The 24,717-nt window shown below is 73.4% G+C and carries 19 protein-coding genes; 10 read left to right on the forward strand and 9 right to left on the reverse strand.

The features are described 5' to 3' along the window. The first annotated feature begins 135 nt into the window (after positions 1-135). From ACGFIG_RS09700 to ACGFIG_RS09710, 3 genes are all read left to right on the forward strand, one after another. Positions 136-2,928, forward strand: coding sequence for an immune inhibitor A domain-containing protein (locus tag ACGFIG_RS09700; RefSeq protein ID WP_393000977.1), 2,793 nt, complete (start codon positions 136-138; stop codon positions 2,926-2,928). Between the two features lie 424 nt (positions 2,929-3,352). After that, a complete protein-coding gene (locus ACGFIG_RS09705) occupies positions 3,353-5,749 on the forward strand; it encodes an immune inhibitor A domain-containing protein (RefSeq protein ID WP_393001411.1) in 2,397 nt (798 codons plus the stop codon). 278 nt (positions 5,750-6,027) lie between these two features. Continuing rightward, positions 6,028-6,960, forward strand: coding sequence for an alpha/beta fold hydrolase (locus tag ACGFIG_RS09710; RefSeq protein WP_393000979.1), 933 nt, complete (start codon positions 6,028-6,030; stop codon positions 6,958-6,960). Position 6,961: 1 nt separating this feature from the next. Here ACGFIG_RS09710 and ACGFIG_RS09715 read toward each other — a convergent pair whose 3' ends face one another. Continuing rightward, positions 6,962-7,327, reverse strand: coding sequence for a hypothetical protein (locus ACGFIG_RS09715; RefSeq protein WP_393000981.1), 366 nt, complete (start codon positions 7,325-7,327; stop codon positions 6,962-6,964). Next, positions 7,324-10,287: an SseB family protein gene (locus ACGFIG_RS09720; RefSeq protein ID WP_393000983.1), complete on the reverse strand. Its 2,964-nt coding sequence runs from the start codon at positions 10,285-10,287 to the stop codon at positions 7,324-7,326. The genes ACGFIG_RS09715 and ACGFIG_RS09720 overlap by 4 nt, the downstream gene beginning before the upstream one ends. A gap of 152 nt (positions 10,288-10,439) precedes the next feature. Here ACGFIG_RS09720 and mycP point away from each other — a divergent pair, with 152 nt between their 5' ends. Then, complete coding sequence (gene mycP / locus ACGFIG_RS09725; protein ID WP_393000985.1) at positions 10,440-11,747, forward strand: type VII secretion-associated serine protease mycosin; 1,308 nt, start codon at positions 10,440-10,442, stop codon at positions 11,745-11,747. Between the two features lie 69 nt (positions 11,748-11,816). Here the strand turns inward: mycP and ACGFIG_RS09730 are convergent, their stop codons facing one another. Then, the gene (locus ACGFIG_RS09730; protein ID WP_393000987.1) at positions 11,817-12,110 is read right to left on the reverse strand and encodes a WXG100 family type VII secretion target; all 294 of its coding nucleotides are present in this window, start codon (positions 12,108-12,110) and stop codon (positions 11,817-11,819) included. Between the two features lie 26 nt (positions 12,111-12,136). Next, entirely contained in the window at positions 12,137-12,457 is a 321-nt protein-coding gene (locus ACGFIG_RS09735) for a WXG100 family type VII secretion target (RefSeq protein WP_393000989.1), read from the reverse strand. 420 nt (positions 12,458-12,877) lie between these two features. Between ACGFIG_RS09735 and eccE the strand changes: the two genes are divergently transcribed. Together eccE and ACGFIG_RS09745 are read left to right on the forward strand one after the other, a co-directional pair. After that, on the forward strand, positions 12,878-14,671 hold the full coding sequence (gene eccE, locus ACGFIG_RS09740) for a type VII secretion protein EccE (protein WP_393001413.1): 1,794 nt from the start codon (positions 12,878-12,880) through the stop codon (positions 14,669-14,671). 56 nt (positions 14,672-14,727) lie between these two features. Next, positions 14,728-15,114, forward strand: coding sequence for a phage holin family protein (locus tag ACGFIG_RS09745; protein WP_393000991.1), 387 nt, complete (start codon positions 14,728-14,730; stop codon positions 15,112-15,114). 130 nt (positions 15,115-15,244) lie between these two features. On the opposite strand, the gene ACGFIG_RS09750 is transcribed toward ACGFIG_RS09745, so the two are convergent. Further along, positions 15,245-16,078: an SGNH/GDSL hydrolase family protein gene (locus ACGFIG_RS09750; RefSeq protein ID WP_393000993.1), complete on the reverse strand. Its 834-nt coding sequence runs from the start codon at positions 16,076-16,078 to the stop codon at positions 15,245-15,247. A gap of 267 nt (positions 16,079-16,345) precedes the next feature. Between ACGFIG_RS09750 and ACGFIG_RS09755 the strand changes: the two genes are divergently transcribed. Both ACGFIG_RS09755 and rarD read left to right on the forward strand, forming a co-directional pair. Continuing rightward, positions 16,346-16,846: a GNAT family N-acetyltransferase gene (locus tag ACGFIG_RS09755; protein WP_393000995.1), complete on the forward strand. Its 501-nt coding sequence runs from the start codon at positions 16,346-16,348 to the stop codon at positions 16,844-16,846. After that, positions 16,843-17,772 carry an EamA family transporter RarD gene (rarD, locus tag ACGFIG_RS09760; protein ID WP_393000997.1) on the forward strand — a complete coding sequence of 310 codons (930 nt, stop codon included), beginning with the start codon at positions 16,843-16,845 and terminating at the stop codon, positions 17,770-17,772. Before ACGFIG_RS09755 ends, rarD begins: the two co-directional genes overlap by 4 nt. A gap of 16 nt (positions 17,773-17,788) precedes the next feature. On the opposite strand, the gene ACGFIG_RS09765 is transcribed toward rarD, so the two are convergent. Together ACGFIG_RS09765 and ACGFIG_RS09770 are read right to left on the reverse strand one after the other, a co-directional pair. Next, entirely contained in the window at positions 17,789-18,484 is a 696-nt protein-coding gene (locus ACGFIG_RS09765) for an anti-sigma factor family protein (RefSeq protein WP_393000999.1), read from the reverse strand. Then, complete coding sequence (locus tag ACGFIG_RS09770; protein ID WP_393001415.1) at positions 18,481-18,996, reverse strand: sigma-70 family RNA polymerase sigma factor; 516 nt, start codon at positions 18,994-18,996, stop codon at positions 18,481-18,483. The genes ACGFIG_RS09765 and ACGFIG_RS09770 overlap by 4 nt, the downstream gene beginning before the upstream one ends. A gap of 226 nt (positions 18,997-19,222) precedes the next feature. Here ACGFIG_RS09770 and ACGFIG_RS09775 point away from each other — a divergent pair, with 226 nt between their 5' ends. Then, entirely contained in the window at positions 19,223-21,334 is a 2,112-nt protein-coding gene (locus tag ACGFIG_RS09775; RefSeq protein WP_393001001.1) for a PhoX family protein, read from the forward strand. 25 nt (positions 21,335-21,359) lie between these two features. Here ACGFIG_RS09775 and ACGFIG_RS09780 read toward each other — a convergent pair whose 3' ends face one another. Next, positions 21,360-22,142, reverse strand: coding sequence for an IclR family transcriptional regulator (locus tag ACGFIG_RS09780; protein ID WP_393001003.1), 783 nt, complete (start codon positions 22,140-22,142; stop codon positions 21,360-21,362). A gap of 154 nt (positions 22,143-22,296) precedes the next feature. Here ACGFIG_RS09780 and ACGFIG_RS09785 point away from each other — a divergent pair, with 154 nt between their 5' ends. Continuing rightward, entirely contained in the window at positions 22,297-23,478 is a 1,182-nt protein-coding gene (locus tag ACGFIG_RS09785) for an MFS transporter (protein ID WP_393001005.1), read from the forward strand. 67 nt (positions 23,479-23,545) lie between these two features. On the opposite strand, the gene ACGFIG_RS09790 is transcribed toward ACGFIG_RS09785, so the two are convergent. Further along, on the reverse strand, positions 23,546-24,631 hold the full coding sequence (locus tag ACGFIG_RS09790) for a polyprenyl synthetase family protein (protein WP_393001007.1): 1,086 nt from the start codon (positions 24,629-24,631) through the stop codon (positions 23,546-23,548). Positions 24,632-24,717: the final 86 nt, after the last annotated feature.

Below are 24,717 nucleotides of genomic sequence, written 5' to 3' on the forward strand. Positions count from 1 at the left end.
ACACAGGCTGTTGTCGACCCCTGTCGTTCCCCTGTTTTCTGTTCTACGTTCACGCAGATCGGGTCGCTTCGATGGGCGTCACATCGACAGGGCCCGGTCGACTTCCTCCTCCCCATGCCCGAGAAACGGAGCGGCATGAACAGAAAACCGCAATCCGGGTCGCGTCGACGCCTGCTCGTCGCGCTGCCCGCCCTCGCCCTCGCCGCCGGGTCACTGACCGTGACGGGTGGTTCGGCGGCGGCGGAGCCCGGCCCCGCCCGAGCCACGATCGGCGCGGACGAGTACTACATCAACTACGCCGAGCCGGCCGTCCAGCCGGACAGCAACGGCCGCGAGGTCAAGGGCAAGGGCGGCGTCTACGCCCCGGCGGTCGAGGAGGCACGCGCCTACGACCGCAAGTACGCCCGCGGCAACCCGGTCGCGGCCGAGCAGCTCGCGAAGCACGAGGCCAAGTCGATCATGACGGGCAAGAGCCCCCGGCAGATCAAGAAGGCCCCGGCCACCCAGACCGCCAAGCTGCTCACCCTGCTGGTGGAGTTCAACGACCAGGCCAACGACGACTTCACCGGCGTCATGGTCCCCAGGACGGTCTTCGAGGACCGGACCTGTGTCCCCGGGACCGTGCAGAACGGGCCCCGGCACAACCGGATCCCGAACCCGGCGAACCTGCCGCACGAGGACAACAACTCGATGTGGGTGCCCGACTTCTCGCCCGCCCACTACGACAAGATGCTCTATTCGAAGAAGGGCATCACCGAGCGGGTCCGCAAGGACCTGCGGGGCCCCGACGGCAGGCCGGGCATCGACCTGACCGGCCGCACCATGCACAACATGTACCTGGAGATGTCCAAGGGCGCGTACACGGTCGACGGGCAGGCCAGCCCGTGGATCACCGTCCCGCACTCGGAGGGCTGGTACGCGGCCTCGCGCTGCTTCCAGGACGAGAACGGCAACTGGGTCGCCGGGCGCCAGCAGTCGATGAACGGCCACCCGGACAACCCGCAGGGCGCCGGCCGGCTCGCCACCGACGCGATCGACGCCCTCGCGAGGATGAACCCGAACTTCCCGTGGGCCGACTACGACACCGAGGACCAGGGCGACCGCGACGGTGACGGCAACCTCTTCGAGCCGGACGGCGTGATCGACCACCTGGTGCTGGTGCACGCCGGGCAGGGCAAGTCCCGCGGCGGCGGTGCCGAGGGCACGTACGCCGTGTGGGCGCACTCCTCCTCGATCACCGGCGGCTACACCATCCCCGGCACCAACCTCCAGGTCTCGAACTACATCGTGCAGCCGGAGGACGCCGGCGTCGGAGTCTTCGCCCACGAGTTCGGCCACGACCTGGGCCTTCCGGACCTCTACGACACCTCCGGCAACGCCGACTCGGACGTCGACTTCTGGGACCTGATGGCCTCGGGATCGCACTCCGGCGAGATCTTCCAGGCGCTGCCGACGCACATGGGACTGTGGGACAAGTGGGTGCTCGGCTGGGCCGACCCGCTGACCCTTGCCCCGGGCTCAGACCCGCGTACCGTGCAGCTCGGTCAGACCTCGCGGACCCCGCGCGGCACCCAGGACGGCATCAAGATCGACCTGCCGGACAAGGTGATCACGCTGGCCACGCCGCACAGCGGCGCGAACATGTGGTACACCGGCGCCGACCAGAACTGGGCGGACGTCAAGATCACCCGCCAGATGGCCGTACCGGCGGCGGCCGACGCGAAGTTCTGGATGTGGAACAACTTCGTCATCGAGGCCGACTGGGACTTCGGCTTCGTCGAGCTCTCCACCGACGGCGGCACCACCTGGACCGAGCAGAAGGTCTACGACGCCGCCGGCAACCTGGTCACCACGAACGACGGCTACGCCGACCCGAACGGCCGGATGGTCGACTTCGGCAACAAGAAGTACGGCCTGACCGGTGACACCCACGGCTGGCGGCACGACTACGTCGACCTGTCGGCGTACGCCGGGCAGACCGTGCAGCTCCGGCTCCGCTACGCCACCGACGAGGCGTTCGTGGAGCGGGGCTGGTTCGCCGACGACTTCTCGGTGACCGGCGGCGGCGCCACCACCTGGAGCGACGACGTCGAGAGTGGTGCCAACGGCTGGACCGCCACCGGCGGCACCTTCGTCGACACCAGCGGCCCGGGTTGGCGCACCGCCAGCGGCACCTCGGTGCAGGCGCACTACTACCTGGCCGAGTGGCGCAACTTCGACGGCTTCGACAAGGGTCTGAAGTACACCTACGACACGGTCTACTCGCGCGACGCGTGGAAGGTCGACCGGATCTCGTACAACGCGCCCGGCATGCTCGTCTGGTACCGGGACACCGCGCTCGGGGACGTCAACCACACCACGGCGCAGATGACCGCGCTGCCCAGCTACGGCGCCAAGGGCGGGCTGCTGATCGTCGACTCGCACTTCGACCCGTACCGGCGTACGGGCGAGGCGGCCGTCAAGGACCCGTCGGTGCTGGACAACCTGCCCAGCCGCCCGCAGTCGGCGAACGCGGCGTTCTCGCTCAACTCCACGTACCCCTTCAAGGAGTGCCTGGAGGCGGCGGACGAGCCGTACAGCGAGTACTGCACCAACTTCCGGGCGCAGCCGCCCGTGAAGGGCTTCACCGACGCGAAGGGCTGGTACCCGGGCATCGAGATTCGCGACGGCGCGGCGTACGCCCGGGACAACGACGCCTCCGTGGTCGTCCCGTCGAAGGGCAACGCGCCGTACACCACCCGGGTCACCAACCCGGACGGTACGCCGGCACCCTCCTACTACGGGGTGACGCTGGGCGGCGGCGCCATCGTGCTGGGCACCGGAAACCCGGGTGACCAGGGCGTGTCCTACGGCGTCACCATCACCATCAAGCGCGCCGCGAGGGACAACTCGTACGCCACGGTGCACGTCACCCCCGCCAGGAACTGACCGGGGTCGACCGAGCGGAAGACGGGCGGGGTCCGGCCGGGGAGCACGCTGCTCTCCGGGCGGGCCCCGCCCTGCGTACCCGCGCTCGGGCGGTGGCCACGAAGTGTGTTGGAGCACCAGCGGGACGGGCGGGGATGGTGGCCCGGCACACATTTCCCGCCGGCGATCACGCCTATCGAAAACCGTCTCTTTCCTGCCTAGGGGCGGTCGTCCGCGCAGCTCACCGTGCTGGCGAGGGGCCGGGATGTGACGGTGAAAAGCGTTCCCAACAAAACTTTGCAACAAATCGACGCACGCATCTTCCCACCGGTCACATCAGTGTCTATGTTCACCATTGGTCCCACTAGTGGGATCGGTCTCACCGACCCGTACCCCCGTTGGGTCGGTTCCCTCAAACCGGAGGTACCACGTGCGCAAAGTCGCAGTGGGTCTGCTCGGGCTTTCGCTGACGGCGACAGGACTGGCGTTCGGATCGTCCGCCAGCGCCGCGCCGCAGCCGAAGTTGCCGACGGCCGCTCCGTCGGTCGCCGAGCCAGCCCATGTCGACCACGACCTGCCGAACCCGCTGGAGGAGAAGCGGCGCGCCCTGCGCCAGGAGGGCCTGAGCGACGTCCTCTCGGGCCGCGTCAAGCCGCAGAAGATCAACGGCAGCACGGTCGTCAAGGTCGGCAAGACCCAGGCCGAGGGGGCCAACGCCCGTTCGACCCGGGCCAACGCCGCCGCCCAGACGGAGGACCAGTACGTCGAGCTCTCCCGGGAGAAGACGGACCGGATCTTCGTCATCCTGGCGGAGTTCGGCAACGAGCGTCACCCGAACTACCCGGACCAGGACACGAACCCGAACACCCCGGGTCCGACCCGGTTCGACGGTCCGCTGCACAACGAGATCCCCCAGCCCAACCGGGCGGTGGACAACTCCACGGTGTGGCAGGCCGACTACAACGCGGACTACTTCCGCAAGCTCTACTTCGGCACCAACCCCGGTGACGAGTCGGTCAAGCAGTACTTCGAGGCGCAGTCCTCGGGCCGCTACAGCGTCGACGGAACCGTCACCGACTGGGTGAAGGTCCAGTACAACGAGGCCCGCTACGGCCGCTCCGGCGGCTACCCGTGCGGCTCGAACGTCTGCACCAACACCTGGGCGCTGGTCCGCGACGCCGCGAACCAGTGGGTCGCCGACCAGAAGGCCGCGGGCCGCACCGACGCCCAGATCGCCGCCGACCTGTCGGCGATGGACCAGTGGGACCGGTACGACCACGACTCGGACGGCAACTTCAACGAGCCGGACGGCTACATCGACCACTTCCAGATCGTCCACTCCGGTGGCGACGAGGCCGACGGTGACCCGCACCAGGGCGAGGACGCCATCTGGAGCCACCGCTGGTACGCCTACGCGTCCGACCAGGGCTCGACCGGCCCGGTGGGCAACCCGCTCGGCGGCACCCAGATCGGCAACACCGGCCTCTGGATCGGCGACTACACCATCCAGCCGGAGAACGGTGGCCGGAGCGTCTTCTACCACGAGTACGCCCACGACCTGGGCCTGCCGGACGACTACAACGTCACCAGTGGTGGGGACAACAACAACGAGCACTGGACCCTGATGGCCCAGAGCCGGCTCGGTGCCAAGAACGACGGCGGCATCGGCGACCGGGGCGGCGACCTCGGCGCGTGGAACAAGCTCCAGCTCGGCTGGCTCGACTACGAGGTGGTCGTCGCGGGGCAGAAGCGGACCATGACCCTCGGTCCGCAGGAGTACAACAGCGACGAGGCCCAGGGCGTCGTCGTGGTGCTCCCGAAGCGGGAGTACACGTTCGAGAACGGCAAGCCGTTCGAGGGCACCAAGCAGTTCTTCACCGGCAACCAGGACGACCTGAACAGCACGATGACCCGGACCCTGGACCTCACCGGGAAGTCGTCGGCGTCGCTGTCGATGAAGGGCCGCTACAACATCGAGGAAGACTACGACTACCTGTTCTTCGAGGCGTCGCTGGACGGCGGCCAGTCCTGGGTGACCCTGCCCGGCACGGCCAACGGCCAGCCGCTGAAGGAGATCTCGGCCGGGCGCTACGCGCTCGACGGCAGCACCGACGACCAGTGGGCCGACATCGTCATCCCCCTGGACGTGGCTGCGGGCAAGGTCGCGCAGTTCCGGCTGCGCTACCAGACCGACGGTGGTCTCTCCGCGGGCGGCTTCTACGGTGACGCGATCACCGTGACCGCCGACGGTCAGACCGTCCTCTCCGACGGTGCCGAGACCGGTGCCGCGGGCTGGACGCTCGCCGGTGGCTTCTCGGTCGCCGAGGAGACCTACACCAAGCTGTACGACAACTACTACATCGCGGGCACCCGGCAGTACATCTCGTACGACAAGTACCTGAAGACCGGCCCGTACTTCTTCGGCTACGCGAACACCCGCCCGGACTACGTGGACCACTACGCGTACCAGGAGGGTCTGCTGATCTCCTACTGGAACACCCGCTGGGCGGACAACGACACGTTCGCGCACCCGGGTGAGGGTCGCAACCTGATCATCGACGCGCACCCGCGGCCGATCTACAACCTGACCGGCCAGCCGTGGCGGGCCCGCGTCCAGGTCTACGACGCGCCGTTCAGCCTGAAGAAGGCCGACTCGTTCACGCTGCACCTCAACAGCCAGCCGCAGTACATCCGTGGCCAGGCTGCGGAGCCGCTGTTCGACGACACCAAGCAGTACTGGTACCCGGAGCTGCCGAACCACGGCGTCAAGCTCCCGGCCACCGGCACCAAGATCAAGGTCCTGGAGAAGGACGGCGTCTACACCAAGATCCGCATCTCCTGATCCGCTGATCCCGCACCACCAGCAACACACGATGCCCGGGCAGGTGACCTGCCCGGGCATCGCCCTTTCCACACTCCAGCCGCGTGCGGCCCCGGCACCCGGGAGCCGGAACCCGGGAGCCGGGAGCCGGGAGCCGGGAAGCGTCGCGGGAACCAGCCCTTGTCTGCTGACCGGCCCGCCCCGCCTGAGCGATCCCGGCCGACCCCGCCCGAGCGCTCCCGGCCATCACGCGGGTCGGGGGCGGAGCCGGCCGGCACGGGGGTCCTAGGCTGTCTGTCATGACCGAGCAGCGCGGCGGGCCCGTCGACGAGTCGTGCGTCCTCACCGAGGGGCCGTGGACGCACCGGTTCGTGGGCGCCAACGGCAGCCGCTTCCACGTCGTGGAGGCCGGCGCCGGCCCGATGGTGCTGTTCCTGCACGGCTTCCCGGAGCACTGGTGGGCCTGGCACGAGATGCTGCCGGCGGTCACCGACGCCGGCTTCCGGGCCGTGGCGGTCGACCTGCGCGGCTACGGCGCCAGCGACAAGCCGCCCCGGGGGTACGACGGCTACACCCTGGCCGCCGACGTCGCCGGGCTGATCCGGGCCCTCGGCGAGCGCTCCGCCACCGTGGTGGGCACCGGCGTCGGCGGCATGATCGCGTGGACGGTGGCGTCGTTCCACCCGTCCCTGGTCCGCCGGCTGGTGGTGCTCGGCGCTCCCCACCCGCTCCGGCTCCGGGCCGCCATCTTCGCCGACCCGCGCGGGCAGTTCGCCGCGGCCACGCCCACCCTGAAGTTCCAGCTGCCCCGCTACGAGCACGTGCTGACCCGCGACGACGCCGCGGCCGTCGAGGAGATGCTGCGTCGCTGGGGCGGGCCACGCTGGGTCGGCGGGCCGGGCTTCGAGGCGTACGCGGCGCGGTGCCGGGAGGCCATGCGCATCCCGCAGGCGGCGTTCTGCGCCCTGGAGGGCTACCGCTGGGCGTTCCGCTCGGTGCTCCGGCTGCACGGCTACCGCTTCGTCCGGCTGATGCAGAAGCCACTGGTCACGCCGACCCTGCAACTGCACGGCGCGCTGGACGAGGCCTCCCTGCCGCGTACCGCCCAGGGTTCCGGCCGCTACGTGGTGGCACCCTACGAGTGGCGGCTGCTGGACGGCGTCGGGCACTTCCCGCACGTGGAGGCCACAGACGTGGTGCTGGGCGAGATCCTGCGCTGGGCGAAGTCCTGACTCAGACCCGCTTCTCGCGCAGGTCGGCGACCTCGGTGGCGGGCGCCCAGCCCTGGTAGACGCCGAAGTCGAAGACCTCCAGCCCCATCGCCCGGGCCACCGGCCAGCGCCCGCCGGTGTACTCCACCCGCAGCCAGCCGTCGTGCTCACCGAGGACGATGAACGGCTGCCCCTGCCAGGTGCAGGTGGTACGCACGTACGCCAGGTCGTCGATCTCGCTGGCCGGCAGCACCCGGACGTACCGGCCGGGACGGATCTCCTCGAAGCCCTCGCCCGGCTCCGGCTGGTAGAGCCGGACGTCGTCGCCGTCTGGGCTCGCCTGGTACTCCCGGCCCTGCCAGCGGGCCACGTAGCCGTCGCGCATCACTGCTCACCGACCTGTCGCCACCGCAGCGCGTCCGTGTCGAGGATGGCGACCACCCGCTCGGTGCCGTCCGCGCCGATCCGCCACAGCTGCGCGCCGTGTGGCAGCCGGGCGCTGTCCACCTTGAACTCCGCCACCACGTCGCTGCTCTCGCCCGGCGCGAACCCGTTGCCCCGAAACGGCGGGCGCTCGATGACCCAGCCCTCCATGGCGCGCATGGCGGCCTCGTTCTGCCCCCCGTACGGGATCCGGTAGAGGCTCGGCCGGTGCGCGGGCCAGCGCAGCACGTAGATCTCCCCGGCGTCCCTGTCGAAGGGGGAGTCGGGATAGGCCAGGCCGAGCGCGTCGTGCAGCTGGGCCGGGGTGTTGAGGTGTGCCAGCTCGCCGGCCCGGTGCACGAAGCCGGAGACCCGGTCGTAGCCCCGCTCCAGGTAGTACGCGAGCTGGCTGGGGGCGACCGCCTTCTGCATGACGACCGGGCGCGCCGGGTCGGGCGCGGGCGGGGCGTAGCGGGGGCGGCTGACCGGCTCCTCGGCGGCGGGCGGCTCGGCCTCGGCCCCGGTGTCGTCCCCGAGCCCCACCTCGGCCGCCCAGTTGGCCAGCCCGAGGATCTGCTCCCCGGGCAGCTTCGCCCCGACGGGAGTGCCCGGGTTCACCGCGAACGACCAGGACTCGTCGGGCCAGCGGCGGATCAGCTGGACGAACCGGACCTCGATGGTCTCGACAGGCGCGTCGGTGTGATCAGCCAGCCGCTCCGGCGAGGTGTACACGACGACGTACGGCTCGCCGTCCAGTTCCTCCGTACGCCAGACGAAGCCGGGCTCACCCGGCCGGGCGCCGGGCGCGGAGTCGGGCGCCACCGGCAACAGCACGCGGGCCAGCAGCAGGGTGGACAGGAACGTGTCGGTGCTGCCGGCCCCGGCGGCGTCGAGCATGTTCTCCTCGACCTCGTTGGCCGGCTGGAAGTCGACCGGGGCGGGACCGGGGTCCGGCGTCACGTCACCGGCGACACGGCCCGTCGTCGGCTCGTCGGCGACGGGGGCTCCGGGCGCCTCCCCGACCGCGACCGGCCACGCCGTCCCCGTCCCCGCGGTCGCGCCGACCTCGGTGACACCGGTGGGCGCCGGCGCCACGGGCGCGGCCTCTTCCGGGGCGGCACCGGCACCCGGCACCGGTACGGTCGTCGACGCCTCCCAGGCCGACGAACCGTCGGGGGCCGGCTCCTGGCTGGACCACGCCGGAGCGGCGGGGGCGGACGCGGCACCGGACCACGGGGCGGCGGGCGGCACCGCCTCGGTGGACGCCATCGGAGCGGCGAGCGACGGCGGATCGGCGGACGGCGGTCCGGCGGCGAACGGCGGTGCAGCCGCGGGGGCGGACGGCGGCGGAGCCGCGGCGGCGGGCTCAGGTGTGGCGTCGGCCGGAGCGGCGGACGCGGTCACAGGTTCCCGCCGACGTCGGACGGGCTCGAACAGCGAGACGGTCTCGTCGGCAGCCGCGCCGGGCCCGGCCGCGGGCGGGCTCGTGAGGTCCCGCGACTCGATGATCGTGCCCTCGATGACGATCGGCGTGAACCCGCGCCGGGGGGCGGGCGGTGCGGAGACCGGCTCCGCGTCCGAGGCCGCCGCCGGCTCGGGCCCGACCGGTTCGGGGGTGGGCTGTCGGCGGGGCAGTTTCTGCGTCACGTCCTCGGTCGGCTCCGGGCGCCGCACGCCGTACGCCGGTGGTGGGCCGGTCTCCGGGGCGGGGGCCCGGAGATCCCGGGTGGCCTCCTCGTCGGGTCCGCGCGGCGGCAACACCTGCGTGGCCTCGGCCCCCGGCACCGTGATGGCCTGGGTCGGCTCGGCCCCCGGCACCGTGAAGGCCCGGGTCGCCTCGCCGCCGGGCACCGTGAAGGCCTGCGTCGGCTCAGCACCGGGCACCGTGAAGGCCCGGGTCGGCTCACCGCCGGGTGCCATGAAGGCCTGCGTCGGCTCAGCACCGGTCGGGGCGCTCGGGATCGGGCGGGTGGGGTCCTCCGGCACCGGCTCCGAGAGCGGCCGGCGGCGGGGAAAGGGCTGGCTGCCGGGCGTGAGGCGGGGCGGCGGAGCCGCCCGCTCGCCCGAGCGCAGCGCCTCCTGCCGGGAGGCGGCGGCGCGGCCGGAGGCCGGCTCGAAGAACGACCGGTTCGGCCGCTCGGGCGTCTCCCCGGCCGGGCGGCCGTTGGTCGACGGCGCGTCGGGCGGCGGCAGGCCCCTGGGGCGCTCGGTGAGCGGCGCGGGGCGCGGCGGCGGGGGCCGGTCGGGTGCCGTCGCGGCGTCGAACCGCGCCGGTCCGCCGGCCGTCGGGGCACCACGGCGTGGGTCGAGATGGTCCGCCGGAAAGGTCGGCGGGGCGGGCGGGCGGGCCGGCTCCGCCGGCGCGGCGGGCCAGACCGACGCGGGGACCCGGCCGGTGGTCGGCGCGGCCGTGGGCTCGGGCCGGGGCACACCGGCAATCGACCCGCCCGGCGTGTCGTGGGCCGCCGCCTGGGCCCGCGCCCGCGCGGCCGTCTCCACCCGTTCCAGCCGGGCGCGCGCACCCATGGTGCGGCCGGGCAGCCGGACGTCGCCCCGGGAGAGCTGGGCGACGAACCACGCGGGCAGGTAGCCCTCGATGGGCAGGCCGGGATTCACCGCCAGCCACCACTCGTGGTTGGGCCAACTGTCGGCCAGATCGGCGTACGGGACGCGTCGGACGGTGCCGCCGTTCTCCCCCAGGCAGGCGCGCACGGCCGCCCCGGAGGTGAACGCCAACACGTGCGTACGGCCACCCGTGGTCCAGGTGCCCCAGCCCACCGGCGCCGTCCCCGCGAGCGCCTCGGCGGAGACCGGCAGCAGTAGTTCGGTCCGAGCCAGGACGCGGAAGTAGAGCTGTTGATCGTTGGCGCGCAGCGCGTCCCGCATCGCCGCTTCGGCGTCGGTGGCCGGCTCCCACTCGGTCACGGCCACCCCTCCTCCCGCGCACAGGCCATAGGTATCGCGTACAACCTACAAGGTAGAAACAAGATCACAATCGCTGGCCGGCGGCGGTGCGCCGGGTGCCACAAGAAGCGTTAACATCCCGTTCCGGAGTCGACACGATACGGAGGCGGTCGATGTCCCGGTCCCGCACGCGCCCGTTCTTCGCCGCTCTCACGACGGTGTTGCTGACCACCGTCCCGGCCGCCGATCCGGCCCTTCCCGCAGCCGCCGGCGACCCGTCCGCCCCGACGGTCGCCACCCGCCCGGACGGGCGCAGCGCCGGCCCGGTGCCGGCCGGCCGGTCCGTCGCCGCGCGTGCGGCGCCCGGCTGCGCCGCACCGCCCGCCCCGGTCCGCCCCGTGTCCGCGCGGCCGTGGCCGCAGCAGCGGTACGCCCCGGAGCGGCTGGCACCGCTCGCCACCGGCGCCGGGGTGACGGTGGCGGTGATCGACTCGGGTGTGGACCGCCGGCACCCGCAGCTGGCCGGCCGGGTGCTCGACGGCACCGACCTGCTGGAGCCCGGCGGAGACGGCAGCCGCGACTGCGCCGGGCACGGTACGGGCGTGGCGAGCATCGTCGCCGCCGTCCCCCGCGACGGGGTGGCGTTCCGTGGCCTCGCCCCGAGCGCCCGGATCCTGCCGGTACGGGTCAGCGAGCAGCAGGTGGTCGAGGGGCGCGAGTCGGGGCGTACGGTCAGCGCCGAGGACTTCGCCCGCGCCATCCGCTGGGCCGTCGACCACGACGCCGACGTGCTCAACCTCTCCGTCGTCCTGTACGCGGACGACCCGGCGGTGCGGGCCGCGATCGGCTACGCCGTCGACCGGGACGTCGTCGTGGTGGCCGCCGCCGGGAACCTGCACGAGGCCGGCGATCCCCGGCCCTACCCGGCCGCGTACGACGGGGTGCTCGGGGTGGGCGCGATCGGGGCGGACGGGATGCGGGCCCCGTTCTCCCAGACCGGCTCGTACGTCGACCTGGTGGCCCCCGGCGGCGACGTGCTGATGGCCGCCCCCGGTCAGGGCCACCACCGGGCCGAGGGGACCAGCTACGCGGCGCCCTTCGTGGCGGCCACCGCCGCGCTGCTGCGCCAGTACCGGCCGGAGCTGACCGCGGCGCAGGTGGCGCAGCGGATCGTGGCGACCGCCGATCCGGCCCCGGGCGACGGTCGGGGCGGCGGGTACGGCGCGGGGGTGCTGAACCCGTACCGCGCGGTCACCGAGACCGGGGGCGGGACGCCGCAGCGGGCGCGTCAGGTCACCGCGCTCGCGGACGACCGGGCCGAACCGGCGGTGGTGGCGCAGCGGGCCCGCCGGGAGGCGGCCCGGGACCGGGCGCTGCTCGTGGCGGGGGCCAGCGGCGCGGTGGTGGCCCTGGCGTTGTTGCTGGCGCTCGTCGTGCCGCACGGTGCCCGCCGACGCTGGCGCCCGGCCGGCCCCGCCTGACCCGACCGGTCCCCAACGGCCGGTGGTGGCGCCGACCGGGACACGGTCGACGCCACCATCGGGCGGGACTCACTGGAACAGGCCGACGTTCTTCTTCTCCGTGTCGAGGTAGTCGGTGGCGGAGTCGTCCACCGCGAGCTTGATGTCGCGCAGCATGGCCTGGAGGTCCTGCGAGGCCGAACGCCAGCGGCCCTGCCGCTGTTCGTAGGCCTGGCGGGCCTCACCCGACCAGCTCGTTACGAGCGGGGCGGCGTCCCGCTCGAGCTGCCCGAGCTGCGAGTCGAGCGCGTTCAGCGCCTTCTGGATGTCAGCGCTCGCCTGTTGCAGGGCGGCGAAGTTGACGACCAGTACACCGTGGTCCATCGAATGTCTCCTCCCCCGAGACCGGGTCAGAGCGGCAGCTGGATGCCGCCGCGGTTGGTGGTGGACACGCGGCTGGCGGCCTCGGCGTCCGAGACGTCGTAGTGCTGGCCGGCCGTGCGGATGGCACCGGCGGTCTCCCGCAGCGCCCGCTGCAGCGCCGCCTGGTCCTGTGCCCACTGCTGCTTGACCTGGCTGAACGAGCGCCCGCCGGCACCGCGCCAGGCCTGCTGCAACACCTCCAACTCGGCCATCAGGCTGCTCAGCATGGACTGCAGGGACTGGTCGACCTGCTCGAACTTCGCGGCGGTCTGCTGCATCACCGCTGCCTCTGCCTGGGTCTGGGACACCCGGGACGTCACCTCGTCTCATCGGTCGTGGCTGGCCGTCGGCGCGCCCGCTCACCGGGTGCGCCGCTCGCGCCGCCCGGACGTCGAACACGGCGGGCGCGGGGTCAGCGAAACTCGTCGCTGACGGTAGCGGCACGGTCGCGGTTCTGCTACCCCGTGACGATCCCCTGTGGACGGGCACGGGCCCCGCCCCGACCGGTGGGCACCTTACGATGGGCGGCGTCGATGTCGCGGCGAGTGACCGGTCGAGGAGGCGCGGTGACGGTGACCACCGGCGTGGGCGGGCACCGGTCGACACCGGGCGGCGCTCCGGGCCCGACCGCCCCGGTACCACCGGGCCGACGCGGCGGCCGGGACGACGATGCCGCTCCGGTCCCCGCATCACCGGGCCCGACCGGCTGGCCCGGCCCGGCCGGCACCGTGGCGGGCGGGCCGGCGACTCCGCTCGTCCCGACGGCGCCGTGGATCCCGGCCGCCCGCCGGGGCGGCGCCGGTGTCCGGGCCGGTCAGGTGGTCGCCACGCAGGTGGCGCTGGCCGCCGTGGTCGCGGCCACCGGCCGGGGCCTGCTGGCGACGTTGGCCGCCGTCGCGGTGGCCGCGCTGCTGCTGCCCCTGGCGTGGGTACGGCTGCGGGGGCGGTGGGTCTTCGAGTGGCTGGCCACCGGGCTGGGCTACGCCACGCGCCGCCGCGCCCTGCCGCCCGCCGCCGGTCCGGCGGCCCTGCTGGGCCTGGTCGACCCGGGCGCGGTCGTCCGGCCCGCCGAACTGGCCGGCACGCCGGCCGCCGTGCTGGACGACGCCGCCGGCATGGTGGCCGTGCTGGAGATCGGCGACCCGGCCGACCTGCTCGGCGACGCGCCCCGCGCGCTGCCCGTCCCGGCGACGCTGCTGCCGGCCGCCGCGCCGGACGGCCCCCCGGTCCGGCTCCAGCTCCTGCTGACGGGCTCACCGGCGCCGACCGTCGGCGCGGGTGGCGGCACGGTCGGCACCTCGTACCGGCAGCTCACCGACGGGCGACTCGCCGGCCGGGAACGGGCCGTGCTCGCCGTGCGGGTGCTCCGGGCCGAGGGCTGGACGGCGGAGGAACTGCGCCGGGCGCTCGCCGGAACGGTGCGCCGGATCGTCCGGCGGCTCGGGCCCGTCACCGTCCGGGCGCTCGGCGAGCACGCGACGCTGCGGGTGCTGGCGGAGCTGGCCCACCACGACGACCATCCGGCGCAGGAGTCCTGGCAGGCGGTCCGGGCGGGCGACCTGCTCCAGACGACGTTCCGGCTGCGCCGCTGGCCCGACGGGCGTACCGATGCCGGTCGGCGGCTGGTGCCCCGGCTGCTCGCGCTGCCCGCGACGGCGACCACCGTCTCGCTCGCCGTCGGGCCGTGGGCCGGCGCCGACCCCGCGTCGGCACCGACCGAGCTGACCGTACGACTGGCCGCCGCCACCCCGACGGAGCTCTCGACGGCGGCGCAGGCGCTGCGCCGGCTGGTCTCCGAGGTGGGCGGCGAGGTGCATCGGCTCGACGGGGCGCAGCTCGACGGGTTGGCCGACACGCTGCCGCTCGCGGCGGGCGCGACGGGTCCTGGTCCGGCGCCCGCCGACCTGGAGCTGCCCCTCGGGGAGTCGGGGCTGATGGTCGGCACCAACCGGCACGGCGGCGCGGTGACCGTCCGGCTGTTCCGGCCGGAGAGCACCCGGGTGATGCTGGTCGGCGGAGTACGCGCGGCGCAGCTCACGGTGGTACGCGCCATGGCTCTCGGGGCCCGGGTGGTGGTGCAGACCGCACGGCCACGCGCCTGGGAGCCGTTCGTCCGGGGCGTCGGCACCCCCGGCGGGATGATCCCGGTGGTGCCGCTCGGCCGTCCGGTGGGCGAGCCCGGTTCGCCGCTGCGCCCGCTGCTGGTGGTGGTCGACGCCGGTCCGGCCCCCGCCGAGGCTGAGCCGGGAGCCCCCTGGCGGACCACCCTGCTGGTGCGCGACGAGCTGACCGCCGCCGACGCCGACGCGCTGGGCCGCGCCGACCTGGCGGTGCTGCAACCGCTCGATCCGGCCGAGGCCGTTGTGGCGGGTGGCGCGCTGGGGCTCGGCGGATCGGCGGAGTGGCTGACCCGGATCCGCGACGACATGGTCGCGGTGGTCAACCGGCGGGCGTTGCGCTGGGCGTTGCTCTCCCCCACCCCGATCGAGTCGCAGCTGGTCGGCCGTCCCTCCCGCCGCTGAGCCGGCCGCGATCTCAAGGCTTCCGTGGTTTGTCCGTCCGTGGCACGATCCCGGCCATGGGTTTCCTCAAAGGGCTGTTGATCCGGCTGGGCAGCACGGCGCTGGCCTTCTGGCTGGCCACGTTGCTCATCCCGGGCATCACGCTGGGCACCGCGTCCGCCGGTGAGGCGGTCGTCACGCTGGTCCTCGTCGCGGTGATCTTCGGCGTGGTCAACGCGGTGCTCCAGCCGATCATCAAGACCGTCGGCTGCGGCTTCTACCTGCTGACGCTGGGGTTGATCGCGCTGGTGGTCAACGGGCTGCTGTTCCTGCTCACCAGCTGGATCGCCGACCAGGCCGGGCTGCCCTTCCACGTCGACGGCTTCTGGCCGGAGGCCGTGCTCGGCGCGCTCCTCGTCGGCATCGTCACCTGGATCCTCGGCGCCGCCCTCGACCGCGACTGACCGCCCCGGTGCTGCTTGCCGCCCGCCGGGGCGCTGCCCTGTCCGGAGATCCGGGCAGGCGCCGCGCCCCGGACGAGGACCGCTCGCGCCTCGCCTCCGCCGACGGATGCCGGCGGAGGCGAGAAGCGGGCTACACCTTGGCGCTGGCCTTCTTGGCGGTGGCGGACTGGCCGACCGCCTGGGTGAACACCGGAAGGTAGCCGTTGGCCTGCCCGGTCGCCATGGGGTGGTACGAGTTCGACAGGTTCAGGAAGTCCACGGCGTGGATCCACTTGTTGCCGCTGCAGATCTGGTGCCCCACGAAGATGCCGCGTACGTCGGCGAAGACGAACCCGGCGCGGGCCGCGGCGGCGGCGATCAGGCTGTCGGCCAGGTTGATGCCCTCGTTGACCTTCGCGCGGGCCGCCTCGCCGATCCCGACGCAGACCGTGCCGAGCTGGTAGAAGACCGGGTAACTGAGCACCACGACCTTCGCGTTCGGGGCCTTGCTGCGGATCGCGGCGTACGCGCGGTCGAGCAGGCCGGGGAGGTTCGCCCGGGCCTGCACCTGGGCCGCGTCCACGGCGGCGATGCAGGCACTCGAGCCCTGCAGGGCGCAGGTGCTCATGATGGTGCCGAACCCGGCGTCGTTGCCGCCGATGGTGATGCTGACCAGGGTGGTCTGCGCGCTGAGCGCGGCGATCTGCGAGTTGATCACGTCGGTCGTCTTCGCGCCTCCGCAGGCCACCGACTTGTAGGAGGCCGGCGCGTTGGCTGCCGCCCAGAGGGCGGAGAACGCCTTGGTGCTGCGTTTGCAGCTGCCGCTCTCCGCCGTGTAGCTACCGGCACCGACGCCCGAGGCGTACGAGTCGCCGAGCGCCACGTAGTGGTGACCGGCGGCCTGCGCCGGGTTGGCCAGCCCGAGTACGGCGAGCGTCGCGGAGAGGAGACCTGCGAGCAGGGTCAGCATCCGGGTTCTGGTCATACACCCTCCATCAATGCCGCTACATGACGATAAGTTTCAGTACATCGATGCATGACGTTACTCATTTCATCGAAGTTCCTCTAGATCGAAGTGCGTGCGTCTCCTCGAACGGGACGAGGCCGCCGGTGATGCCGGTTCTGCCAGAGGGCCCGCGCCCCCGCAACGGTGTCCGCTGCCGGAGGACCCGACGGGTCATGTCGCCTGCGCCCGCCGGCCCGCACGGCCACCGTCCGCACGACGGGCCCGCGCACCGCCTAGCATCGCGGCATGTTCACCCTGACCCGTGACGACGGCTACCTGATCTGCACCGACCCGGACCGGATCGACCTGGACGTGGTGCACCGCTGGCTCTCCACGGACGCGTACTGGGCGATCGGGCGGGACCGGGAGACGGTGGCGAGGGCCTTCGCCGGGTCGGTGCCGTTCGGCGTCTACCGCCCGGGTGACGGCCGGCAGGTCGCCGTCGCGCGGGTGGTCACCGACCGGGCCACCTTCGCCTGGCTCTGCGACGTCTACGTCGACCCGGGAGAGCGCGGCCGGGGGCTGGGCACCTGGCTGGCCGGGGCGGTCCGTGACCACCTCGCCGACCTGGGCGTGTACCGGATCCTGCTGGCCACCGCCGACGCCCAGGGCGTGTACGCGAAGGTCGGGTTCGCCCGGATGACCGATCCGGACCGCTGGATGCAGATTGACCAGCGCAATCAGCAGGTGAGCCAGGTCACCGGCGAGGAACCGGGCGGCCATTCGGCCCTTACGGTGGGGGCGTGACGCCACTCCGCCTCGGATACCTCTACGGCTTCGTCGCGTACCTGCTCTGGGGGTTCTTCCCGCTCTACCTGCGGCTGCTGCGCCCGGCGGGGCCGATGGAGGTCCTGGCCCACCGCATCGTCTGGTCGGTGGTGTTCGTCGCCCTGCTGCTGGCGGCGATGCGCAACATCGGTTTCCTGCGGGCGCTGGCGCGCCGGCCCCGGGCGCTGGCCGGCATCGGCATCGCCGCCGCGCTGATCGCGGTGAACTGGGGCACCTACATCTACGGCGTGAACTCCGACCGGGTGGTGGAGACCGCCCTCGGCTACTTCATCAACCCGCTGGTGGTGGTGCTGCTGGGCGTCACCGTGCTGCGCGAGCGGCTGCGCCCCACGCAGTGGCTGGCCCTCGGCATCTGCGCCCTGGCGGTGGCCGTGCTGACCGTCGACTACGGCAGGCTGCCCTACCTGGCACTGGTCCTGGCGTTCAGCTTCGCCGGGTACGGCTTCGTCAAGAAGCGGCTCGGGCTGCCCGCCGCGGAGGGCCTCTTCGTCGAGTCGGCGGCGCTGGCGCTGCCCGCGCTGGCGTACCTGGGGTGGCTCACCGCGAGTGGTGACGGGACCTTCGGGCAGGTGTCGGTCTGGCACAGCGTGCTGCTGGTGCTGGCCGGGGCGGCGACCGCGATCCCGCTGCTGCTCTTCGCCGGTGCGGCGAACCGGCTCCCGCTCACCGGTCTCGGCATGATCCAGTACCTCGCCCCGGTCCTCCAGCTCGGCTGCGGGGTGCTGATCTTCCACGAGCCGATGCCGCCGGCCCGGCTCGCCGGCTTCGCCCTGGTCTGGGTAGCGCTGATCGTCTTCACCATCGACGCCGTGCGGCACTCCCGCCACACCCGCGCCGCCACCCGCCTCGCCCGCCAGACCGAGACGGTCGCCACGACCCCCTGACCGGCCTGCGGTCCGGTCAGGGGACGTCGTAGGCGAGGACGGGGGTGCCGTCGGCGCGGAGCAACTCCAGCCGGACCAGTTCCGCGTCGGTGAACCGGGTCGCGCCGGTGATCCGCACGTCGTCGCCGGGAGCGGCGAGCCACGAGGCGACCTGTTCCGTCGCGCCGCCCGGGCCGTGCGCCACCAGCCGGAAGGCGTACGCCTTGGCGTAGCCGGTCTTCGCGTCGTACCCGCAGCGCATCCTCACCTCGGTGCCCCACTCGGTGCCGCGCAGGGCGATCTCGGCGTGCACCGGCACCGTGCCGGCGACCGGCTGCATGGCGACCATCCGCACCTCGACCGGCAGCGACGGGTCGGCCGCCTCCCGGGGCAGCAGGGCGGCGGCGCCGACGCCGACGACCAGGGCCAGCGCGGCGGCCACGAGCGCGGTGAGGGCGTACCGGCGGCGGGTGGCGGACCGCTCGCGGCGGCGGCGCTCCCGCGCGGCGGCGAGCAGTTCGGGCACCCGGGGGTTCTCCGGTGGCGGCAGGAGGTGCTCCAGCGCGGCCGGGTCGAGCCGGCCGAGCAGCCCGGGCAGGGCGGCGATCTCGGCGACCGCCCGGCGGCAGGCGGCGCAGCCGGCGAGGTGCCGCTCGTAGGCCACCCGTTCGGCGGGGGCCAACGCACCCAGCACGTACGCGCCGTCGTCGTGCGCGAACTCGCACGGGGTCATTCCGTCATCCCCATCTCGGCCAGGACCAACCGCAGTGAGCGCAGGGCGTAGTGGGTGCGGGACTTGACCGTGCCGGGCGGTACGCCCAGCCGGGAGGCCGCCTCCGCCACCGACCTTCCCTGGTAGAAGCATTCGACGAGCACCTCACGGTGGGTGGGGCTGAGCCGGTTCAGGGCCTCGGCGACGGTCCACGCCTCCACCGCGCGTTCCGCCTCGTCCACGGCCACGGCAGGCTCGGGCACCTCGTCGGTGAAGACCTCGCCGACCCGGGCGGAGCGCCGCCGCCAGGCGTCGATGGCCAGGTTGCGGGCGGTGGTGAAGAGCCAGGACCGCACCGAGCCGCGTGTCGGGTCGAGCGACTCCGGATGCCGCCAGGCCCGCAGCAGCGTCTCCTGCACCAGGTCCTCGGCCCGCTGCCGGTCGCCGTTTACCAGCCGCAGGGCGTGCGCGTACAGCGCCTCCGCGTGCTCGTCGTGCAGCGCGCGGAGCAGGTGTGCGTCGTGATCGCTGATGGCGGTCTCCTCGCTGTCGGCGCGAGTCCGGCGGTGGCGTTCGCCCGGACATACGTGCCGCCGGGGCGTTCGGTTCAGCCGCAGCTCACCGGGGGCTTCCCGGCCGAGGTGTTCACGCCCGGTTCACGCCGCCGCCGACGGTGGCTCACCGCGCCCTCCTAGCGTCCGGCGGGTACGCACGCCAGCGGCTGGTTCGGCGTGCACCGACCCCTCAGGAGGCTCTTCCATGAGCGACCGTCCCCGGCTGCTGCCGTTGCTGGGCGCCCCCCGCCACGGCAGCCGCGACCCGATGACCTGTCTCTACCGGTGCGGCAACGCGTGTGACCACCCGGTGCCGAACACCTCCGACAACGCGTACTTCGGCGACGTGGTGAACGCGGCGGTGTCCCGGCGGGGCGTGGTCCGTGCCGGCGCGGTCGGCGCGCTGGTCCTCGGCTTCGGCGGTGCGGTGACCGGTGCGGCCCCCGCCGCGGCGGCCCCCGCCACTCCGGTGGTCCCCGGGGCCGCCGGCTTCGACCGTCCCGCCGGCGGCGTCGGCAACGGCGCGCTGACGTTCAGGCCCGTCCCGCCGAACACCCTGGACAGCCTCGTCGTACCCAACGGGTACGACCACGCGGTCGTCATGCGCTGGGGTGACCCGGTCGTGCCGGGCGCCCCCGAGTTCGACCTGCACGCCCAGACCGCCGCCGCCCAGGCCGGGCAGTTCGGCTACAACAACGACTTCGTCGGGGTGCTGCCGCTGGACGGGCGCCGGCGCGCGCTGCTCGTGGTCAACCACGAGTACACCAACGAGGACCTCATGTTCCCCGGCTTCACCAGCCAGGACGCGCTGACCGTCGAGCAGCTCCGGATCGCGATGGCCGCGCACGGCATGTCCGTCGTGGAACTGGAGCGGGTGGACGGCACCGGGCGGTGGCGGCCGGTCACCAAGGGCCGGCGGCCGTACAACCGTCGGGTGACGGCGCTGGCCACGAAGTTCGAGCTGACCGGGCCCGCCGCCGGCTCGGCGCACCTGCGGACCGCCGCCGACCCGAAGGGCCGTACGGTCGTGGGCACGCTGAACAACTGCGCCGGCGGGGTGACCCCGTGGGGCACGGTGCTCTCCGGCGAGGAGAACTTCAACCAGTACTTCGTGGGCGGCGACGCGGTGGCCGAGGAGGCCAGGCCGAAGCTGGCCCGGTACGGCATCACCACCACGGCCCGGTACCCGGGCGGCAGCCGCCGGTGGGAGCGCGCCGACGAGCGGTTCGACCTGGCGAAGCACCCGAACGAGGCCAACCGGTTCGGCTGGATCGTGGAGATCGACCCGTACGACCCGGAGAGCCGGCCGCGCAAGCACACCGCGCTGGGCAGGTTCAAGCACGAGGGCGCGAACGTCATCGTGGCGAAGAGCGGACACGTGGTCGCGTACATGGGCGACGACGAGCGCTTCGACTACCTCTACAAGTTCGTCTCCGACAAGAAGTTCATGAAGGGCGGCTCCTGGGTCGCCCGCCGGCACAACCTGACCCTGCTGGAGTCGGGCACCCTCTACGTCGCCAGGCTCGACGGGACCAGCGCCGGTGAGATCGACGGTTCCGGCCGGCTCCCGTCCGACGGCGCGTTCGACGGCCGGGGCCGGTGGATCAGGCTGGTCAGCGGCAACCGCTCGTACGTCGACGGCATGACCGCCGCCGACGTGCTCACCTTCACCCGGCTGGCCGGCGACAAGGTCGGGGCGACCAAGATGGACCGCCCGGAGGACGTCGAGCCGAGCCTGCTCACCGGCAAGGTGTACGTGGCGCTGACCAACAACACCGACCGGGGGAAGGCCGGCAGGCCGGCCGCCGACGAGGCCAACCCGCGCGACCTCAACAAGCACGGTCAGGTGCTGGAGCTGGTCGAGGATCGTGGCGACAACGCGGGCGAGACGTTCGCCTGGTCGCTGCCGATCGTCGCCGGTGACCCGGCCGACCCGTCGACCTTCTTCGCCGGCTACGACAAGTCGAAGGTCTCCCCGATCTCCTGCCCGGACAACGTGGCGTTCGACGCCACCGGGAACCTCTGGATCTCCACGGACGGCAACGCGCTGGGCAGCAACGACGGCCTCTTCGCCACGGCCGTCGAGGGGCCGGAGCGGGGCCACCTGAAGCAGTTCCTCACCGTGCCGGTGGGCGCGGAGGCCTGCGGCCCCTTCATCACCGGCGACAACCGCTCGGTCTTCGTGGCGGTGCAGCACCCGGGCGAGCTGAGCGGGGCGTCGGTCGAGAAGCCGGCCTCGAACTGGCCGGACGGCGACTACGCCAAGCCGGGCGTGGTGGTCGCCTGGCGCCTGGACGGTGGCCCGATCGGCAGCTGACCCGTCTCCGGGCGGTCCGTCGGGATCAGTGCTCGGCGACCAGGTTCTCGGCGATCGTCCGGGCCATCGTCAGCAGCTTCGCCCGGACCGCGCGGGCGGAGGTCATCATCTCGCCGGCCGGCAGCGCGCAGGCCAGCACCACCCGACGCTCCATGTCCTTGTCGGGGCTGACCAGCACCGCCGCGCAGGCGACGCCCTGCCGGAACTGCCCCAGCTCCAGCTGCATGCCCCGCCGGTCCCCGGCGGCCAGGTCGACCTCGAACGCCTCGGCGGTCGTCAGGGTCGCGGAGGTGAACGGGCGCATGCCGTAGTCGCGCAGGTAGCGGAGGCGCTGCTCGGCGGTCAGCGTGGCGAGCAGCGCCTTGCCGAGGGCGGTCGCGTGCGCCCCCTCGTCGAACCCGGGCATCAGATCCTCGAGGTACGGCGAGCGCGGCCCCTCGGCCATGGCCGTGACCGCCACCTGGCCGCCCACGAACCGGCCGAGGTAGTGGCTGTAGCCGGTGTCCACGGCCGCCCGGCGCAGGCTCTCCCCGACGGCCGGCGGCCCCCGGAACGCGGTCACCAGCTCGCGGTAGCGGTCGGCCACCTCCAGGCCCACGATGTACGTGCCGTCCTCGCGCCGGATCACGTAGCCCTCGTAGGCGAGGGTGCGGACCAGGTGGTAGGTCGTCGCCACGGTCAGCTCGCAGCGCCGGGCGATCTGCTTGACGGTGAGCCCCTTCGGGGCGCGACCGACCGACTCGAGCACTCGTAGCGCGCGAGACACGCTCCGGATCAGGTCCGAAGGTTCCGCCAAGGGGTCGCGCACAACCACCTCCGCCGCCGGGGACTTACACCATATGAAAAACAGGCCGGGTGCGAAATGCCTGTACGGGTGGAGGATGCCAGATCGTCATCAACGCCGCGTACCTCGACAGGCACGTTCCGTGACGCAAACGCCCCTCGCGTAGGTTTACCGGACCATGACCGACATCGAACTACAGCCGGCCCCGGGCAACACCCCGACCCGACCCGGCCGCGCCGTGGCCGGGGCGGTCGCCGTCACCATCGCCTGCGTCCTGCCGGTCTTCCTGCTGGGCGGCCTCGCCGTGCAGATGAGCGAGGAACTGGATTTCTCCCCGGCCGGCCTGGGCCTGGCCGTGGCGGCGTACTTCGGCGTGGGCGCGCTGGCCTCCGTGCCATCCGGCGTCCTCGCGGAGCGTTACGGGCCCGCCGTGGTGGCCCGCGCCGGCATCCTGCTCTCCGCCGCCTGCCTGCTGGCCGTGGCGGGGGTGGCACATTCGTACCCGGTCCTGCTCGGGCTGCTCGCGCTCGCCGGCACCGCCAACGCTCTCGGCCAGATCTCCAGCAACGCCGCCCTCGCCCGGCACGTGCCGGCCCGCCGGCAGGGACTGTCGTTCGGGGTGAAGCAGGCCGCCATCCCCGCCGCCGCCCTGCTGGCCGGGGCGGCGGTGCCCACCGTGGCGCTCACGGCCGGCTGGCGCTGGGCGTTCGTGGCGGCTGCCGGCGCGGCCCTGGCGACGCTGCCGGCCGTACCCGCACGGGAGCCGCGCCCCACCCGGACGGCCGCGCCCACCCGCGCCGGCCGCGCCACCGCGGCCCTGGTGGTGGTCGGGGCCGCCGCGACCTTCGCCGCCGCCGCCGCGAACGCGCTCGGCACCTTCGTCGTCGACTCCTCGGCCGGCCGGGGGCTGTCACCCGGGCTGGCCGGGCTGACCCTGACCCTGGGCAGCGCGGTCTGCGTGGCCGCCCGGATCACCGTCGGCTGGCTGGCGGACCGACGTGCCACCGGGCACGTCGCCGTCATCGCCGGCATGCTCGTGGTCGGCGCGGCCGGGCTGGGGTTGCTGGCCGCCCCGGGGCCGGTGCCGCTGGTGGCCGGCGTGCTGCTCGGCTTCGGCCTGGGCTGGGCGTGGCCGGGCCTGATGACCTTCGCGGTGGTCCGGCTGCACCCGCAGGCCCCGGCCGCCGCCACCTCGGTCACCCAGACCGGGGTGTACGCGGGCGGCTGCCTCGGCCCGCTCGGCCTCGGTACCGTGGCCGCGCACGCCGGCTACCGGACGATGTGGATCGTGGCCGCCGTCGCGATGCTGCTGGCCGCGGCCCTGATGCTCACCGGCAGCCGGATGCTCGCCCGCCGCTAGCCTGCGGCGTGGGCCCGGCTGCCCACCACGCGCTCCTGGGCCCCGGTCCGCCCGCTCGACCGGCGCGTCAGCTGGTGCGGTCGGCGATGTAGTCGCAGAGGGATTCGAGGGCGCGGCGGGCCGGCCCCTGCGGGAGCGGCGAGAGCTGCTCCCGGGCCTCCTCGGCGTAGCTGCGGACCGTCTCCCGGGCCCGCTTGAGCGCGGGGCTCTCGCGCAGCAGGCCGAGCGCCTCGGCGTGCAGGTCGTCGTCGGTCAGCGGGCCGGTCGCCAGGATCTCCCGCAGCCGCACCGAGGCGGCGTCGGCGTCGTCGGAGGCGAGCGCGTAGAGCACCGGCAGGGTCGGCACGCCCTCGCGCAGGTCGGTGCCGGGCGTCTTGCCCGACTCCACCGACTCCGAGGCGATGTCGAGCAGGTCGTCGGAGAGTTGGAAGGCCACGCCGATGGTCTCGCCGTAGCCGGCCAGCGCCTCGGTGTGCTCCGGGGCGGCACCGCCGAACATGCCGCCGAAGCGGGCCGAGGTGGCGATCAGCGAGCCGGTCTTCCCCGCGATCACGTCGAGGTAGTGGGCCACCGGATCGTCGCCGGGGCGGGGGCCGACCGTCTCGGCGATCTGGCCGTGCACCAGCCGGGCGAAGGTGCGCGCCTGGAGGCGTACGGCCTCGATGCCCAGGTCGGCCGCGATGTCGGCGGCGCGGGCGAAGAGGTAGTCGCCGACGAGGATGGCGACCGAGTTGGTCCACCGGGAGTTGGCGCTCGGCGCCCCCCGGCGCACGGCGGCCTCGTCCATCACGTCGTCGTGGTAGAGCGTCGCCAGGTGGGTGAGCTCCATCACCACCGCGGCCGGTACGACCTGCGCGTTGGCCGGGTCGCCGAACTGCGCGCCCAGCGCCACCAGCAGCGGGCGGAACCGCTTGCCACCGGCCTCCACGAGGTGCCGCGCGGCCTCCGTGACGAACGGGTCGGCGCTCGCCACGCTCGCGCGCAGCTCGGACTCGACGCCGTCCAACAGGCCCAGCACGGACGCCTCGACGCGGGGGTCGGCGAGATAGAGACCGAGCGCGCCGAACTGACTCGTGCTCGCCCTGGTCCGACGGCTGCCGGACCCGGGGGCATCTGAACGCTCGCCAGCCGGATTCACCACGCCATCAACCATGCCACACCCCTCCGACCTGCTCGGGACGGGGGATACGGCGCGGGGGCCGGCACGCCGTGGCGTACCGGCCCCCGCGGGCGTCAGCG

This window comes from Micromonospora sp. NPDC049048 (assembly GCF_043197615.1).
Classification (GTDB): domain Bacteria; phylum Actinomycetota; class Actinomycetes; order Mycobacteriales; family Micromonosporaceae; genus Micromonospora.